General features: G+C 64.9%; 19 protein-coding genes. All 19 read right to left on the bottom strand.

What is annotated here, in order from left to right; all coding sequences use genetic code 11:
- Positions 1 to 9: 9 nt before the first annotated feature.
- The gene (locus ACGYKA_RS03145; RefSeq protein ID WP_394417576.1) at positions 10 to 3,939 is read right to left on the bottom strand and encodes a glycoside hydrolase/phage tail family protein; all 3,930 of its coding nucleotides are present in this window, start codon (positions 3,937 to 3,939) and stop codon (positions 10 to 12) included.
- Positions 3,939 to 4,385, bottom strand: coding sequence for an NlpC/P60 family protein (locus ACGYKA_RS03150; protein WP_394412595.1), 447 nt, complete (start codon positions 4,383 to 4,385; stop codon positions 3,939 to 3,941). The genes ACGYKA_RS03145 and ACGYKA_RS03150 overlap by 1 nt, the downstream gene beginning before the upstream one ends.
- Positions 4,382 to 5,269, bottom strand: a complete 888-nt coding sequence (locus ACGYKA_RS03155) for a DUF2163 domain-containing protein (RefSeq protein WP_394412598.1) — start codon at positions 5,267 to 5,269, stop codon at positions 4,382 to 4,384. Before ACGYKA_RS03155 ends, ACGYKA_RS03150 begins: the two co-directional genes overlap by 4 nt.
- The gene (locus tag ACGYKA_RS03160; protein WP_394412601.1) at positions 5,269 to 5,901 is read right to left on the bottom strand and encodes a TIGR02217 family protein; all 633 of its coding nucleotides are present in this window, start codon (positions 5,899 to 5,901) and stop codon (positions 5,269 to 5,271) included. Before ACGYKA_RS03160 ends, ACGYKA_RS03155 begins: the two co-directional genes overlap by 1 nt.
- A 27-nt stretch (positions 5,902 to 5,928) precedes the next feature.
- Positions 5,929 to 6,588, bottom strand: a complete 660-nt coding sequence (locus ACGYKA_RS03165; RefSeq protein WP_394412604.1) for a phage tail tape measure protein — start codon at positions 6,586 to 6,588, stop codon at positions 5,929 to 5,931.
- Positions 6,581 to 6,793, bottom strand: coding sequence for a rcc01693 family protein (locus tag ACGYKA_RS03170; protein WP_394412607.1), 213 nt, complete (start codon positions 6,791 to 6,793; stop codon positions 6,581 to 6,583). The genes ACGYKA_RS03165 and ACGYKA_RS03170 overlap by 8 nt, the downstream gene beginning before the upstream one ends.
- On the bottom strand, positions 6,790 to 7,104 hold the full coding sequence (locus tag ACGYKA_RS03175) for a gene transfer agent family protein (RefSeq protein ID WP_168612779.1): 315 nt from the start codon (positions 7,102 to 7,104) through the stop codon (positions 6,790 to 6,792). Before ACGYKA_RS03175 ends, ACGYKA_RS03170 begins: the two co-directional genes overlap by 4 nt.
- Before the next feature lie 2 nt (positions 7,105 to 7,106).
- On the bottom strand, positions 7,107 to 7,529 hold the full coding sequence (locus ACGYKA_RS03180) for a phage major tail protein, TP901-1 family (RefSeq protein ID WP_067263135.1): 423 nt from the start codon (positions 7,527 to 7,529) through the stop codon (positions 7,107 to 7,109).
- 35 nt (positions 7,530 to 7,564) lie between these two features.
- The gene (locus ACGYKA_RS03185) at positions 7,565 to 7,975 is read right to left on the bottom strand and encodes a DUF3168 domain-containing protein (RefSeq protein ID WP_394412611.1); all 411 of its coding nucleotides are present in this window, start codon (positions 7,973 to 7,975) and stop codon (positions 7,565 to 7,567) included.
- Positions 7,972 to 8,310, bottom strand: coding sequence for a head-tail adaptor protein (locus ACGYKA_RS03190; RefSeq protein ID WP_394412613.1), 339 nt, complete (start codon positions 8,308 to 8,310; stop codon positions 7,972 to 7,974). The genes ACGYKA_RS03185 and ACGYKA_RS03190 overlap by 4 nt, the downstream gene beginning before the upstream one ends.
- Positions 8,307 to 8,906, bottom strand: coding sequence for a head-tail connector protein (locus ACGYKA_RS03195; protein ID WP_394412616.1), 600 nt, complete (start codon positions 8,904 to 8,906; stop codon positions 8,307 to 8,309). Before ACGYKA_RS03195 ends, ACGYKA_RS03190 begins: the two co-directional genes overlap by 4 nt.
- A gap of 166 nt (positions 8,907 to 9,072) precedes the next feature.
- The gene (locus ACGYKA_RS03200; protein WP_394412619.1) at positions 9,073 to 10,251 is read right to left on the bottom strand and encodes a phage major capsid protein; all 1,179 of its coding nucleotides are present in this window, start codon (positions 10,249 to 10,251) and stop codon (positions 9,073 to 9,075) included.
- A gap of 35 nt (positions 10,252 to 10,286) precedes the next feature.
- Positions 10,287 to 10,895 (bottom strand): HK97 family phage prohead protease, encoded by a 609-nt coding sequence (locus ACGYKA_RS03205; RefSeq protein ID WP_394412622.1) that lies wholly within the window; start codon positions 10,893 to 10,895, stop codon positions 10,287 to 10,289.
- Positions 10,896 to 10,918: 23 nt separating this feature from the next.
- Complete coding sequence (locus tag ACGYKA_RS03210) at positions 10,919 to 11,146, bottom strand: hypothetical protein (RefSeq protein ID WP_394412625.1); 228 nt, start codon at positions 11,144 to 11,146, stop codon at positions 10,919 to 10,921.
- Positions 11,136 to 12,314 (bottom strand): phage portal protein, encoded by a 1,179-nt coding sequence (locus ACGYKA_RS03215; protein WP_394412628.1) that lies wholly within the window; start codon positions 12,312 to 12,314, stop codon positions 11,136 to 11,138. Before ACGYKA_RS03215 ends, ACGYKA_RS03210 begins: the two co-directional genes overlap by 11 nt.
- Before the next feature lie 131 nt (positions 12,315 to 12,445).
- Positions 12,446 to 13,816, bottom strand: coding sequence for a DNA-packaging protein (locus ACGYKA_RS03220; RefSeq protein WP_394412826.1), 1,371 nt, complete (start codon positions 13,814 to 13,816; stop codon positions 12,446 to 12,448).
- Entirely contained in the window at positions 13,725 to 14,069 is a 345-nt protein-coding gene (locus ACGYKA_RS03225) for a hypothetical protein (RefSeq protein ID WP_394412631.1), read from the bottom strand. The genes ACGYKA_RS03220 and ACGYKA_RS03225 overlap by 92 nt, the downstream gene beginning before the upstream one ends.
- Before the next feature lie 222 nt (positions 14,070 to 14,291).
- Complete coding sequence (gene mltG / locus ACGYKA_RS03230) at positions 14,292 to 15,476, bottom strand: endolytic transglycosylase MltG (protein ID WP_209218761.1); 1,185 nt, start codon at positions 15,474 to 15,476, stop codon at positions 14,292 to 14,294.
- Positions 15,477 to 16,736, bottom strand: coding sequence for a beta-ketoacyl-ACP synthase II (gene fabF, locus ACGYKA_RS03235; protein WP_394412633.1), 1,260 nt, complete (start codon positions 16,734 to 16,736; stop codon positions 15,477 to 15,479).
- Between the last annotated feature and the right edge of the window lie 45 nt (positions 16,737 to 16,781).

Here is a 16,781-nt window from a genome sequence, read left to right on the forward strand (position 1 = left end):
CGCGCGGGCCTATCCGGGGACGGCCAAACCTGTAGTCGGCCCCGCGCCATATGTGGCCGAGACCTGTGCCACCGTCACGTCAAACGCTCCGCTGACGCCATCAGCCGCCCGTGCCGCAGTGCTATAGATCCACCGCGGCGTATCGAGCAGCACCTCCCGCCGTTGCTCGTTGCCTTCGTAAACGCGTAAGAGATAGCGTTCACTCTCCTCGCCAAGCGGCACCTCCGGCCCCTCCCAAGGGTCGCCGTCGATCCGCGTTCGACGAATCCAGCTAAGGGTGATATCGCCACTGGCCCCAGCCTCGGCCCGCAGATGACAGGGGCTGTAGGGCCGCAGACCATTCCCGTCAAAGGCATGAACCTGATGCAGGTAAGAGGGGTCATCCACCGGTCGCCGCGCAGGCCCGATGCGGTAATGCTGTGCCACGCGGCGCAAATGCGGGCTCAGCTCGACCTGCTGTGGCGTCCCGTTCATCAGCACAAAGCGCGATTCGGCGGGCCAAAACGCGGGCATCAACCCATCGCTGCCTGCCTGCCCGCGCAAACGACCCGTCAGCCAATAGGTCATCGGGGCGACAAGCTGCACCTCTTGAAACTGGAACAACTCCCAACGATCTGCGCTCCCATCCCCGATGGCGGCAAGGTTCGCCCCATTCAAGAGCGCCTCTTTGCTAACGGATTGGAGACTGCCGCTGGTCAATTTAACCTCCAGCACCGGCCCCGCGTCGATCAACCCTGGTCGTGCCGCGCTTAGCGGCGTTTGGGTAACGCCCATGATCGACCGGTTCGCCACGACGGCGTTTAGCGCATAATCCGAATCCACGGCAGAGCGATAGACCGCGACGGACCCCGGCCAAGGGGTCGCCGTCACCGCCAGATGCGGCGCATGGGGCACCTCATCCCCGCGCAAAAGCGGGAGGTCCATGAACTGCGGCAGAACCGGCAGCGGCGGGACGAAGGGGCGCAGTGCTGCAAGCTCTTCATCAAGCGGTGCGGGATCATAGACTTCGGGCTCAATCCGAACGGCGTCGATCAGCAGAGAACCGGCCTGTTCCACCCGGTCGACGCGGTAGCGCCCCGGCCCCTCCGCCCCATCGCCCGGCAGTTCGATCACATCCCCCGCCCCGACAGCCATCCGCGACGGTGGCAATGCCAGCCGCAGCGTCTCACGCGCGACGCGCGCTTCGGTCAGCCAGCGTTCGGCCACCTGCCGCCCCTCGCCTCGGGTCAAGGCCATGTTCAGCTCGGTCCCGGTGACCGCATGGGTCGCCTCATCCGCCAGAACCGCCTCTTCGGCAATCGCGTCAAAATCCGCATCGGCCTGAATGAACCGCAGCCGCACACGGCCCGAGACTTCGGCCTCCGCCTCACGCAACTGCTCGGTCAACCCGCTCAGGTCGGGGTGAACCGCCAAGTGATCGGGGTCGAGGGGCAACGCATCCGCCCCGTCACGCATCCGAAACTGCAAAACCCCGTCGCGCTCGATCGCGTCAAATCCATAGCGCAGCATCAGCGGTTGCAGCGCGGCCCGCGCCTCGCCAACCTCGGCCACCGTATAGCCGCGCACATAGCCGAACAGCGCGGAGGTATCGAAATGCGCCACACCCGCGCGGCGGCAAATCTCTCCCACGACCGAGGCCAGCGACCGCGCCGAGGCGCGCCCGTTCAGCCAGTGGCCCCGGCTGTAATTCTCTCCATCGCTCCAGAGATCGACATTATTGGGGAAGAAGGGAAACGGCCGCGTGTCCCATGCCCAGACAAAAGCGCGCGTCATATCCAGCATCGGCGCGCCATATTCCTCCGAAATCGGATTATGCGCCGGATCACCCCAGTAATCCGAGATCGCCCGCAGATATTGCATCTGCATCAGATCGTCCCGTGCGCCCGTGGAATAATGCGGCAAGGCGCTTTCCGAGCTCTTCAGATCGAGGAACTTGTTGGGCTGGTTCGCCCCTTTGTCGATGGCCGCGCAGCCGTATTCCGTGAACCAGATCGGTTTCGACATGGGCTGCCATTCCGTTGGAGCCGCCTGCCGCTGCCCGCCGATACGCGGGTGGTGCGGGCTCTCCCACCATTGGCGCAGGTCTTTGTAGCGGTACACCCAAGGCTCATCATGCGCGCCATCGGTGATCGGCGTGCGGATCTGCGCGTCGCGGGCCTCGGGCGAATGGTAGTACCAGTCATAGCCCTCGCCGCCTTCGATGTTGGATTTCAGATAGCCAACATCGTAGATCGCGGGCCAGTCCTCGCCGTCCAGATGCCCCTCCTCATCGCGCCAATCGGACAGCGGCATGTAGTTGTCGATCCCGATGAAATCGATCTGCGGGTCGGCCCATAGCGGATCAAGGTGAAAGAAGACATCGCCGCTGCCATCCTGCGGGTGATAGCCGAAATACTCAGACCAATCAGCGGCATAGCTGATCTTAACCTCCGGCCCCAACAAGGCCCGCACCTCTCCGGCCAAGGCCCGCAGCGCGGCCACCGCGGGAAAGCTGTTGCCTGCCGCGCGTATCTGCGTCAGCCCCCGCATCTCCGAGGAGATGCAGAACGCCTCGACCCCGCCTGCCGCGGCGCAAAGCGCGGCATAGTGCAAGATGAAGCGCGACAGGGTCCATTCCTCGGGGCCGTTGTAGATGACCGAGCCTTCGCCCACCGCAAAATCCGCAGCCGTGACGGTTCCGAAAAACGCCGCCACCTCGGCTTCTGCCACCGCCGTACCGTCCGGGCTGCCCGGTCGCCCCGGGGCCACCGAAAGCGTGATCCGCCCACGCCACGGCAGGCGGGGCTGATCCTCGGCATCGCTATAGGGGTCCGGCAGCCCGTTTCCTTCGGTCTGATCCATCAAGATAAACGGGTAGAACATCACCGCCTTGCCCGCCGCCTTCAGCGCGTGAATGGCCTCAACCACCGCCGCATCGGCTGGCGTGCCGCCGTAGATCGGGCGCGCGTCTTGCTGGGTGATCACCTGTGCCGTGCCACGCGTCACGCCAGAGACCCGCCAAGGCATGTTCTCCCCATCGATATCGGGGTCTTCGACCTTGGGCCGCAGGCGGCAGTCGCCGCAGCGCAGATCGCCGCCAAACCACGACACGACGAGAGAAGTGGCTTCCAACCGTGGCAATTCCTCGGTCAGACTTTCCAAGGACACCGCGAAATCGGTCTTGGCGGCGGGCGAGTTCACATTGGCGCTCCACCGGCTGCCGGGGCCGTCGGTGTAATGCACCGGGGTCGTCGCCAGCGCGTATTCCCCCGTGCCGGGGATCAAGGCGACCCCCTGAACCCCATAGGCGGGGGCGTGCTCCCAGCCCGGCGCTTGCGGTTGTTCGGGGCGCAGCACCTCGAAAGAGAACTGCGGCACCCGGTTGCCAAATTGCGCAAGCGGGAGGTCTTCCATCACCACATAGGCTGTGCCGCGATAGGCGGGCACCCGGTCCGCGCCCTCGATCGCGGCGATGGTCGGGTCGGGCTGCTGGTCCGCCGCGCCTCGGTAAACGCGCATATTCAGATCGTCCGGGGCGATCTCCTCCCCATCTGCCCAGATACGCCCAACGCTGGTGATCTCCCCTTCGCAGAGCGCGATGGCAAGGCTGACGGTATAGCTGTATTCGGTGGTCTTTGGTGTCGGCGGGCCGCCTTTGCCGCCGCCGCTGACTTCGGTGACTTCTTGAAACTGCGAGGCCCAGATGACATGCCCCGCCAGTCGCATCCGCCCGTAAAGCTGCGAGATCGCGGCCCCCTCGCCCGAGCCTGTCAGGCGAAAGCGATCCACCTTACCGGTCTCGACCGCCTCTCCGCCTTGGCCCAGCAAGCGTTGATCCACCAATCGCCCAAGGCTCGCCCCCACCGCGCGGCCCACCGCGACCGAAGACAGCCCCGCCAGTGTGCCCCCGATGGAGCCGCCAACCGCCGCCCCCGCTGCCGAAAGAACAATCGTCGCCATCAGGAGGCCTCCTCAGGAAATACAAAACGCGCCACGATGCGCCGTTGCCATGGCGGGCTGAGCGGGCTTTCCACCACCCCGTGCCGCGCATAGGCGTGAATGAAACTGGCGCTGGCCCCGACGCGCGCCTGTAGCCCAAGGTGCTTTGCCACCGCACCCTGCCGCATTCGGAAAAGCAGCACGTCACCGGGGGCCGCATCACCGCTGTCTTTCATCGCCATGTGCCGCAGCGCCGCCGCCCAGAGCCGCTCCTCCCCCTGCGGCTCGGACCAATCCATCGAATAGGCCGGCACCGCCTCAGGCTCCGCGCCCAACAGCTCCCGCCAAAGCCCCCGGATCAGCCCCAGACAATCGCAGCCCGCCCCCTTTGTCGCAGCCTGATGCACATAGGGCGTCCCGATCCATCCGCGGGCGGCCTGCACCAAACGCTCCCCCGCAGCACTCATCGGCGTGACCCGCCGCCGTTCGCACCGTCCGACCGGGGCACTGCCATCATCCAATCCTCCCCCGGCAAATCGGGAAAGCCGCGATAGTTCAGTAGGTTGTTGAACTTCAGTCGACAGGTCTCCATCCGCTTGTCGCAGCCTGCGGTAAGCCGGACACGGGTGCCCGCCGCCACCGCGCCGCGGATCGGCTGCCAAAGCTCGATCACGCGCTCCCCGTCCTCATGGTAGTCACGTTTGACCATGCCCCAGAGCCCCGCCGCGGGCCCCTCCAGCACATCAAGCCGCCCTCGCGCAAACCAACCTTCCTCGTAGCCCGGGAACGCGGTCCAACGGAAATACTGCGCCTCCGCCACCGTCTCGACCACACGCGTCTCACCATAGCCGGGCGCGGTGAGATCGAACCGGCAATCGCTATCCCCCAACACCGCCGAACAGGGCTTTTGATAGACCCGCCCCATGGGTCGGTTGAGCGGTTCCGTCAGCCCGCGCAACTCGGCGCGAAAGCTGCCCCCCGCGCGGTGCAGCTCACCGATTGAGCCGCGAAATTGCAGCCGCCGCTGCGCGGGCTCCGCCCAGTTCACCAGCCACGCCTGTACCTCGGCCCCGTCAAAGCGCCCCTGTTCGATCTCATCCTCGCGGATCGCATCATCGCTGAGCGCGCCGAGCGCCTCCGTATTGTCGACCGACAGCCCGCTGGTTTGGGCGAGCGCCCGCGCGCTCAGCCCGGTATCGGCACGAAAGGTGACACCGTCGAACATCAGCGGCCTATCGTGATCGGTAAAGGCAAACACCGCCCCATCCGCCCTCGTCACCTGCCAGCAATGGCACAGCGTCGTCACACCGCCTGCGATATGGGCCGCAAACCCCGAGTCCAGCCCCGCCATCAGACCCGCACCTCGATCACCGGCACGTCGGGCACCTGTCCGGCCTGAAAGCTCTCGACCGAGACCAGAATGCGGTCGGTGTCAAAGCGCACCGGCACGTCGAACTCGAAGCCCGCAAAAACCTCGATCTCAGGGTCGGGCGGATGGGCAAAGGTGATGATCCCGCTCTCTGCGTCGACCTCATATTCGACGCCCTCGCGCAGCTCATCCTGCTCCAGCCCCACGCGCACGGTCCCGGCCACCGGTTTGGTGATCGGACGGCGATAGGACTGCGCGCCCGAGGGGTAGGTCTTGGTCAGTTGAAACGCCGCCCGGACCCCATCCCCATAGCCGATGCTCTGGTCGTCGAAAGCCACCGGAAGCGCCATTTTGCCCGACTTATAATCGGCCCAATCTTTCCAGCGAAACCCGTACATCTGTCCCATGCGTGCCTCGAAAAAGGCAATCAGCACCTGTAGATCATCGATCGAGCGCATCCCCAGCCCGGCATCATAGACCCGCCGCGAATGGGCCCAGGGCGTGTTGCGCTCCTCATGGCCGTTGGCCAAGGTGACCACATCCGTCTGCCGCCGCGGCCCCCCGATAGAGCCAAAGCTCAACGACGGGGGAAATCTGACCTCGTGAAACTGCATGATCTACTCCTTTATCCGCCGCATGGCCTATCGGTTGCGGTTGCCGGTGCTGAGGGCACGGCTCAACTGTGCTGCAATCTGGCTTTGGCTGCGCTGAAACCCCTGCACATCGGGGGTGGTGATGTTCATCACGATGGTCGTCGCGCCGCCACCCATGCCGCGCACGCCCAGCTTGCCATCCGCCCCTCGCGCCAAGGGCATGATCGCCTCCGGCCCGGCCTCACCCATCAGCCCCGTGCCGCCGCGCATGGGAAAGGCGGTCGCCGAGGTAACCACCCCACCCTGCGCGAAGGGCATGACTTTACCTTGCGAGAAAGGCGCGCCATCGGCGAAGGGCAATATCCCCTCTACGATGCTGCCCACGCCCTCGCTGATCAGCCCGCCGAAATGGTCCGTCACTGGTCGCATCGCGGCATTGTAAGTCGTGCGGATCATCGACTGCGCCAAGTCGCTCAGCGCGTCCGAGAGTTTGGCACCGTCAAAGACCACCCCATCAAAGGCCCGCCGCAACCCACGGCTTAGCCCTTTCTCAAGCGTCGCCACGTCTTTGCCCGTCGCGGCAAGCGCGCCGCGCATCCGCCGTAGCTCACCGTCGAACCCGGCCACCAAACCGCTGGTCTGCGCCAGCGTCTCGTTCAGCCCATCGGCGCGACCCTCAAGGTTCTCGAAATCGTCAAAGTCAGCCATCACCGGCCCCTTTCGTCTCATCTGGATAGGCCGCCATCAGCGCGGCGAGACCATCGCTCAGCAGCGGCGCGGGGCCGGACTTCGGCCCCAGCATCAACTGCAACTCCGCCGGCGTCAGCGCCCAGAATTGATCCGGCGGCAGCCCCAATCGCGACAGCCCCACCCGCAGCAACGCGGGCCAGTCAAAGCCGCTTGCCGCGCTCACGCCTGCACCGTAAAGGCCCGCGCCAGCAATTCCGCCGCCGCCCGCGCCGCCGCCATCGGCCCGCCCTCGATCTGCGCGTGCTCAAGCGTTGCGGCATCCATCTCCGCCCCGCCTCCGCGCAGCCCGGCGAGCAACAGGGCCAAGACATCGCGGCTCGAAAAACGATTGCTTTCAAACCGCTCTACCAGGGCCACAAGGCTGTCGGCCTGCAACGCGGCCTCCAACTCGGCCAAGGCCCCGAGGGTCAGCCGCGCCTCATGACGTTCGCCATCAATCACGAGGCTCACCTCGCCGCGCCACGGGTTGGTCATGCTCACACTACCACATCAGGGGTAAAGATCAGCTCCCCCGCCGATTGCAGGCTAAGCTCAAAGGTGGCCTCCCCATTCAGCGACCCCGCGTATTCCAGAGCGGAGACCTGAAACGGCCCCTGCACCACGCCGAAATCCGGAATGATCACCTGAAAATCCGGCGTCAGCCCGTTGAAAAACAACTGCCGCGCCCGTTCATCCGTGCCCGCATCGCGAAACACCCCCGACCCGCTGATCGCGGCCGAGCGGACACCGGCACCCGCCAGCAATTCCCGCCAACCGCCGCTTGAATCGAGCGAGGTCACATCCACCGTTTCGGCGTTGAAACTCACCCGTTTGGCCCTGAGCCCGGCAATCGTCTCGAACTGCCCATCGCTGGTCATATCCACTTTGACCAAAAGGTCCTTGCCCGCTTGAACTGCCATCACTGTCTCCTCGCACCAATCTGAAATCTAAAGTCTTATGCGTCCGCGACCCGGGCGCGGAATTGCAGGTCGATCCGCCGGGCAGAGGCCCCGTCGATCCGTCGCGCCGTCGCTTTGAGAAAGGCCATATCCACCACGCGCCCCCGGCTGAGCGCCGGCTCCGCCCCATGCAGCAGGTCTGAGATCACCGCCGCGCAGCCCTTCGCCGTGCTGAACCCCGGCGCGCTGGTGACTACCGACAGGGTCAGGCGATGCTCCGCCCCCGCGCCCTGCGGGTCCGACAGGTCCTTCGCCACCTCTTGGCCCAAGAGCACATAGGTCTCTGGCAGGCTCCCCCCCGGCACCGCGTCAAAGACCGCGTCACCGATCAGCGCGGTGAGGCCCGGATCGCTCTGCAACAGGTCATAAACCGCCGCCTGCAATGCCCCTGAAAGCGCATAGGTCATACCGCCACCTCCTCATCGGCAAAGCAGATCAGATAGCGCCCGCCCGCATCGCTCTCGGCCACGGCCCGGATCACGAAGACCCGCGTGCCCTCGCGAAACCGCTGCTCGGGGGTTGGTCGCTGCGGGGCACCTTCCGGCGCCGCACGCACTGTGATCTTGACCCCCATCCGGCTGACGGCCACCCCGCCCTGCGCAGTCTCCCGCCCCGTCCGCGCGCGCACATCGGTCCAGAGAGTGCCCAAGGGCTGCCAGACCTCGCGATGCCCCCCCGCGCCATCGCTCACGCGCTGCGGCGCTTCCAATACAAGGGGCCGGTTCAACTGCGGGCGGCTCATGCCGTCCCCCCAAAGCCGAGGCGCACCCGGCGGTAGCGTTCGATCAGGCTGCTGACACCAAAAGGCATGCACCCTTCACCAAGCGCCGTGTCGTCGCGGTATTCATAGTAATGCGCGGCAAGCAGCATCACCGCTTGGGCCAAATCATCCGGCAACCCGCCCCAATCGGCGGCCATGCCCGCGTCGAAACTGATTAGCGCGGCCCCCGCGCTTGGGATGCGCGGCAGGGCGCCGGTGCTGGCCCGAAGACGCGGCGCTTGCGCATCGCGCTCCAGCCAATAGCGCTCGGGGTCCACCGCCGTCTCCACCCCGTCCCGCGCCACAAGCGCCACCCGCGCGATCTCTTGCACCGGGGCCACGGGCAAGACCTGCGCCGCCGCATCGCGCCAAAAGGTCAGCGACAGGGCAAACCGCCGAATGATCAACACCTTGCCCGTTCGCGCCTCCACCGCCGCCATCGCCGCGCGCAGGAAGCTGCGCAATACCGGGTCTTGAAGGCCGTCCTGCGCAAAGCCGGTGCCAAGGCGCAGATGCATTCTGAAGGCCTCAACCGGCAAGACCGCATCCGGCACATTTGTCTCTTCGATCAACATCATCGAACGTCTCCAAAAATCGCTCCCGCGCCCCTTGGGGCCATGCGGTTATTCCCGGACGCGCACCGGTTGCATTGCTCGGTCGGAGGGGAGCAGCTAGACAACGCAACCTCGCAGGCGCACGTCCGGACCGGGGCCAAGTTGCCCCGGCCCCGGCTTCGGCACCGGCTTACGCCAGGCCGAATTTCATCAGCTTGATCGCCGCGAAATCGCTCACGTCGCCGCCGACACGTTTGGTGGCATAGAACAGCACATGCGGCTTGGCGCTGAACGGGTCGCGCAGGATCCGCAGATCGGGGCGCTCGGCCACGGTGTAGCCTGCCGAAAAGTCGCCAAAGGCGATGGCCATCGCATCGGTCGCCGGATCGGGCATGTCCTCGGCCACCAGCACCGGATAGCCCATGAGCCGCGCAGGCTCCCCCGCCGCCAACCCGTCGGACCACAAGAACCGCCCATCGGTATCTTTCAACTTGCGCACCTTGGCCGTGGTCTTGGAGTTCATCACGAAGACCGCGTTCTTGCGGTAGGCCGCTCCAAGGGCGTACACCAATTCGATAATCGCATCGGCTTCGGGGTTGGCATTGGTGCCGCTGGGGACATAACCCAGATTGCCCCAGGTCCAGATGTCGTTGTCCACCGCAGGGTGGCTCAGAAAACCGGTAGGCTTGTCGATGCCGTCACCGCTGACAAAGGCCGCCGCTTCGGCCCGTGCAAATTTATCGGCGATACGCCCCGCCAGCCAACCTTCGATATCAAAGGCACTGTCATCTAGCAGACGTTGGCTCGCCTTGGGCAGCGCGCTCAGCTCATGCAGCGGCACGGTGATCCGGTCGATCTGGGGCGTGTCCGTCTCGGCCTGCGCGCCGCTCTCGGTCGCCCAACCAGCGCCCACATCGGCGTGATCGACCAGCACGTCATAAGACGTGGCCTCCACCTGCACCACCGAGGCAATCGCGCGGATCGACGCGCCAGCATTCAACACAGATTGCACCCGGTCGGCGGTTTGCGGATCCACCAGATAGCCGCCGTCCGAATTGACCGCCGTCGACATCGATTTGCCGTCCAGTTCCAGCCCCCGCAGTCCGTCGTCATCGCCGTTGCGCAGATAGGCGTCAAAGGCTTTCTTGTGCGGCGCATCGTGATCGATCGCGCTCCCCAAAGGGCTGCGGGCAGGCAGGGTCATCTTGCGGTCCATCATGGCAATTCGCTCTTCTGATTGTTGAAGTTTCGTATTGATCTCGGCCCGAAAGCCATTGAAGTCACTGACAAAACCGCTCACGGCCTGCCGCACTTCCTCCGCCGGAGACAGGTCTTTGCCCGCCTTTGTGCTCATCTCATTCTTGGTCATCGCTTTTCCTTCGATCTGCTCAGTCAAACTCAGGCTCAGCCCCGCACCATCTCGGCCCGCGCGGCATCAAAGGCCGCCGCCATCTCGCGCAGCACATGGCCCACGGCCCTGAACTCCCCCTTCGCCCCGACCCGCGCCGAAGGCAGCATCGGAAAGGTCACCAAAGACACCTCCCAAAGCTCCAGCTCCGAGAGCAGCCGCTGCCCCTTGGTGGTCTTGCCCGCCTTAACAGTGCGGTAGCCGATACTGAGCCCGTCGATGGCCCCCGCCTCGATCAGCGCCGCCGCCTCCCGGCCCTTAGCCACAGTGCAAAGGATGCGCCCCTTGACCCAAAGCCCCCGGCCATCCTCGCGCACCTCGTCCCAAACGCCGATGGGCTGGGCGGGATCGTGCTGCCACAGCATCTTGACGCTGCGCCCCGCCTTCGCGACCGCCGCAAGGCTCACCGCATAGGCACCGGCTTCCACCACGTCGCCCCCTTGATCCACCGCGCCAAAGAGGCTCGCATAGCCGCTGATCTCCAGCCCGCCATCCACCTGTGACACCGTGCCAAACCGGGCGAACTTATGCTCCAACCCGCCGCCCGCAGGCACAGCTTCCCCGTTCTCCGACCAGCCGCCGGAGGCATCCAATTGATAAGTCATCGTATTTTCCCTCGTTCAGCCCGCTATGGCGCCACCGCCAGAAAGGATTCCACCGCCTGCGCCAAGATCACCGCCACCACGCCGTAGACCGTCAGCCACAGCCGCCGTTCCAACCGCTCCATCATCTGCTCGATCCGGTCGAGCCGCTTTTGCATGTTCTCGCGATGCACCGCGCTGAGCGTCTCATGCGCCTGAAGCCGCAACCCCGGCGCGCATTCGAAGCGCTCGATCTCACGCAGCTCAGGCATCATCGGCCTCCGCCGGAAGCCCCAACAGGCTGCGTTTTTCCGCATCGCTCAGAAACGCCGCCGCAGACACCCGCGCCCATTGCGCATCACGCTCCGCCGCCAATGCAGGCACTTGGTCAAGGTCCGGCTTCAAACTCACCGCCGCCCCCAGATACCCGCTTAACCACTCCGCCAGCGCCGCCGTCACCCGTGTCGCCAAAGGCAGCACCGTCAGACGATAGAACGCCCGATGCGCCTCCTGATAATTCGCGTAGGTGGCATCGCCCTGCACCCCGATCAGCATCGGCGGCACCCCAAAGGCGAGCGCGATCTCCCGCGCCGCACTCTCCTTTGTTTTCTGAAACTCCATATCCGAGGGCGAAAAACCCATCGGCTTCCAGTCGAGCCCGCCCTCCAGCAACATCGGCCGCCCGGCATTGCGCGCGCCTTGGTGATGGCTCTCCATCTCGCTCACCAGCCGGTCATACTGATCCTCGCTCAGCTTGCCCTGCCCCTCGGCGCCGCGATAGACGATCGCACCAGAGGGCCGCGCGGCATTGTCCAACAATGCCTTCGACCAACGGCTCGCCGCATTATGCACATCCATTGCCATGGCCGCCGCCTGCATGGGGCTGAACCCGTAGTGATCGTCCTGCGGATGAAAGTTGCGGATATGACAAACCGGCGTCGCCGCACCGCTCGCATCAAAACGATGCTTGCGCCCGCCCACCGCATATTCATAGGCTACAGGCCAGCCATCCGCCCCCGGCACCACGCTCATCCGGTCCGAGCGCAGTACATGCAGTTCTACCGGCAAACCGCTCTCACCGCCCACGGATTCGACATAGCCATCGCCGCTCAAAAGCATCTGCCCATACAGCGCCTCAAGCATCTCCGCCCGGCCTTGGCCCGCATTCGGACGGCGCATCAGCGCGATCAGCGGGTGTTCGTCATAGCGCCGCGCGCTGTCCTGCACGACCAGCGGCAGCGCTGCCGCAGCCTCGGCGATCAGCTTGACCGAGCGGAACCCCACTGGATTGCCGCAGAACCCGGCACGCGTCAGGCTCACGCTATCGCGGGGGCTCCAAGCGACACGGCCCGAGGTCTGATAGGCGACGACCGGCCCCGTGGCGGATGCTTTGCACTCCGCCGTCTCACCTGCCGCGCCACGCCGTAGAAAATCGAATACCATGTCGTCGCTCCTTATTCTGCCCGGCCCCGGCGGCGAAGACCTGCCCCGCATTGCCCGGCGTTGTCAGACTTTCCCTGAAATCCCTTAACGCTGGAGAAACCCACCGTGCGCTGCCCCGCGCAACAGCCCGCTCACAGGCTGCGCACCCCCGGGCTGCGCCACTGCGCGGCAGGTTCGATCATCAGCTCATGCAGCGCCCAGACCAGCGCATCGACGCGGTCCGGGCTGCCCTTGCCCTCGTACCCCCGCGCCGTCATCAGACACATCTGATCCTCCAGCGCATCAAGCCCCGGCAAATGGCTCACCCGCCCCTGCTCATAAAGCGCGGCCACTGGCTCCGCCCGCGCCACCTTGCCCCGCGCCGCATGAACGGTTTTGAGCGAGACCAGCGGATCGACCTGTCGCAAGACCTCGGCCACCAACTGCCCGCCCTGATTTACCTCCGCCACCAACCGATCCGCTCCGTAGCGCGTCATCGCCGCAATCGCCGCCTGCGCCCATCCATTGGGCGTGGCCCCCTGCACCGTGCAATCAGCGAGCACCACCGCCCGCCAATCCTGCGGCGGCCCCTTGGTCTGCGCCCCGACCACCAGGATGCCGCACTCATCCGACCCCGCCCCGCTGGTCGTCGCCGGGTCCAGCCCCACGACGATCCGATCGAGCGCGGGCGGCCTCTGCAAGCGCCCCGCCTCCAGCAAAGCCGAGGTCCACAGCGCCCCCTCTGCATCCGCCAGCAAAACCCCATCCAACTCCTGCCGCCCCAACCGCGTCCCGCGATAGCGCGCCCGCACCTCTTCAAGGAACGACCCCGCCAGATTGGCCGCATTCGCCTCCGTCGGCGCATGGGTCGTCACCGTTGAAGGCGCGGCCAAAAGCGCCTTCAACACATCCACATTGCGCGGTGTCGTCGTCACGCAGACCTGAGGCCGCTCCCCCAAACGCAGCGCAAACTGCAACTGATCCCAAGCCTCTTGCCCGCGCTTCCACTTCGCTAATTCATCCACCCAAGCTGCATCGAACTGCGGCCCGCGCAGCCCTTCGGGGTCATGCGCCGTATGCACCGTGGCAATCGCCCCATTCGGCCAGACCAACCGCTTGCGCGTCGCCTCCCAATCGGGCCGCCGATCCGGCGGGCTACAGGCCAGAATGCCGCTGTCGCCAAAGATCATCACCTCGCGCACCTGCTCGATCGTCTCGCCCACCAGCGCCACGCGACTGCACGCGCCGGGGTCAAGCGGTCGGCTCCCCTCAACCTTGCTGCGCATCCATTCGGCCCCGGCCCGCGTCTTGCCCCCTCCGCGCCCGCCCATGATCACCCATGTCCGCCAATCGCCCTCGGGCGGCAGTTGGTGGTCAAGCGCCCAGAACTCAAACAAAAAAGGGAGAGCCAGAAGCTCTCCCTCACCGAGTTCATTCAGAAACTGCGCTTGGGTCTGAGCATCGGCGCAGGCGATCCAGCTTGCACCCGATGTCAGCCCGCGCTTTGTCCATGTCGAGGGCATAGCCCCCGCGCGCGATTCCAGCTTGTCGGTTTCGACAGTCATTCAGCGTGTTCTCCGCTTTCAGGCAATGCGCCAGCAGTCCCGCCACTTTGGACGTTTTGCCAGACACCGCAGTTTCCTTGAGTTCCCCCCCGGACCGGGTCTGTTCCGTCAGACCTTCGATTTCCCGACGCAGCGCGCCGATAGCTTCTTGAAGACCGCGCAGGATTTCCGCGCTGTCTTCCGTCTCTTGCTCCGGGGTAATGATCGTCATCGCTTTACCTCTTGTTGGTTATCCCCAACCGAGCAGACACAAAAAAACGACCACCGGGTCACCCCGGGGCCGTTCGCCCATGTCCTCTAGCGTGCCACAAGTCCTACGTCAGACCGTGCGTAAAGTCAAGAAAAACTGTGTTAACAAGACCTTACAGCGCCGCGCGGCAAGCTCTCCGCGCAAATAAGAACCCCGCTGTCTCCAGCGGGGTTTTCAGTGGTCTCAGTTTCCGCCCGTTGAGGCATTCCCCGCCGCTTCCGCGCCGCGCTCCGCCTCGATCTGACGCCAGCGCGCAACGTTGCGGTTATGCTCGTCCAAGGTTTCCGCAAAAGCGTGCCCCCCGGTGCCATCCGCCACGAAAAAGACGTAGTCCGTCTCCGCCGGTTGCGCTGCGGCCATCAGGCTCGCCCGGCCCGGGTTGGCGATGGGCGTGGGCGGCAGACCGTCGATCACATAGGTGTTCCACGGCGTCTCTGCCCGCAGTTCCGAACGGCGCAGCCCGCGGCCCAGCACGCCCTTGCCCTCGGTCACCCCGTAGATCACCGTGGGGTCGGTCTGAAGCCGCATCCCTTGGTTCAAACGGTTCACGAAAACGCTCGCCACCTGCTCACGTTCGGCGGCGACACCGGTTTCCTTTTCGATGATCGACGCAAGGATCAGCAGGTCCTCGGGCGTCTCGATCGGCAGATCGGGGTCGCGCGCTTCAAAGGCTTCGGCCAAGAGCACCTCCTGCGCCGCTGCCATCCGTGCAATCACCTCGGCCCGGTCGTCGCCCGGACGCACCTCATAGCTATCGGGCGCGAGGCTGCCCTCTGCTGGAAGCTCCGCAACCTCGCCGGTCAATTGCTCGACCTGCTTGAGCGCTTCGACAACCTGCCAGCTGGTCACCCCTTCGGCCAATGCCACACGGAACCGCGTGTCATTCGCACTCGAGATTTCGGTATAGGCTTCGGGAGCTTCTTCCTCACCCGGAGTGAATTCCGCGCGTTCGACGAACCGGCTGGTGACCGGGTCCAACTCACGGACCTGCACGCTCACCCGGTTCACCCCGATGCGATAGACTACCTCAGTACCGCAGGTGCTGGCCCCGCCTTGGGTCACGATATCCACGATCCCCTGCATCGACGTGCCGGGCTGAACAAGAAAGCTGCCCGCCTTCAGGCTGCTCGATTTCTCCTCGTAATCCGCGCCCATGCGAAAGATCGCGGGCGAAGAAACCGCGCCCTGCTCCTCAAGGTTCTGGCTGACCTGCCGCATGTTCGAGCCGCGCTCGACCTGCACACAGATCGCCTGTTCCAACGGCCCTTCGGAGACATAGGTCGACTTGCCCCAGAGGATGATACCCCCAAGCAGAAACAGGCCGACCAACAGAAATGTCACGGCGTTAGAGGCGATATGGCGCCACATTTAGCTGACTTTCCCGAAGAGAACCGAAGCGTTGGTGCCGCCGAAACCAAAGGAATTGCTGAGCGCCACATCAATCTTGCGCTCGACCTTCTTGTTCGGCGCCAGATCAATGGGGGTTTCCACCGCCGGGTTGTCGAGGTTGATCGTCGGCGGCGCCACCTGATCGCGGATCGCGAGCATGCAAAAGATCGCCTCGATCGCGCCCGCGGCACCCAAAAGGTGCCCGGTGGCGGATTTGGTCGACGACATGGTCACATTGTCCGCCGCATCACCCATCAGACGCTCGACCGCGCCCAGCTCAATGGTGTCGGCCATGGTCGAGGTGCCATGCGCGTTGATGTAGTCCACATCCGCAGGCTCCAGCCCCGCGTTTTTCAGTGCTGCACGCATGGAACGTTCGCCGCCCTCGCCATCCTCGGAAGGGGCGGTGATGTGATGCGCATCGCCCGACAGGCCATAACCCAGCACCTCGGCATAGATCTTGGCACCGCGCGCCTTGGCGTGTTCATACTCTTCCAGCACCACGATGCCCGCACCCTCGCCCATGACGAAACCGTCACGGTCCACATCATAGGGGCGGCTGGCCTTTTGCGGATCATCGCCGCGTTTGGTCGACAGCGCCTTGCAGGCGTTAAAGCCAGCCATGCCGATCTCACAGATCGCCGCCTCGGCGCCGCCTGCGATCATCACATCCGCATCACCGTATTTGATCAGACGCGCCGCATCACCGATGGCATGCGCCCCGGTCGAACAGGCGGTCACGACCGAGTGGTTCGGCCCCTTGAAACCATAGCGGATCGACACCTGACCCGAGATCAGGTTGATCAGCGCGCCCGGTACGAAGAAGGGGCTGACGCGGCGCGGGCCTTTTTCGTGCATCATGACGGCGGTATTGGCGATGGAGTTCAGCCCCCCGATGCCCGAGCCGATCAGAACGCCGGTGCGTTCCTGATCTTCCTGTTCGGTCGGCTTCCAGCCCGAATCCTCAACCGCCTGCTGGGCGGCAGCCATCCCGAAGAGGATGAAGGTATCAACCTTACGCTGCTCTTTCGGCTCCATGTATTTATTGGCGTCGAAGGTGCCATCGCTGCCATCGCCCAAGGGCACTTCGCAAGCGTATTGAGTCACCAGTTTGCTGGCATCAAAGCCGGTGATCGGCCCGGCCCCGGATTTCCCATCAAGGATCCGTTTCCAGCTTTCTTCCACGCCGTCCGCGAGCGGGGTAACCAAACCCAAACCCGTTACTACAACTCTGCGCATCTCAGTGCCCCTTGCCGATAATGTCTCGGCGAACCTCTTACCCTG

The organism is Sulfitobacter sp. 1A15106 (assembly GCF_043556995.1).
GTDB classification, from domain to species: Bacteria; Pseudomonadota; Alphaproteobacteria; order Rhodobacterales; family Rhodobacteraceae; genus Sulfitobacter; species Sulfitobacter faviae.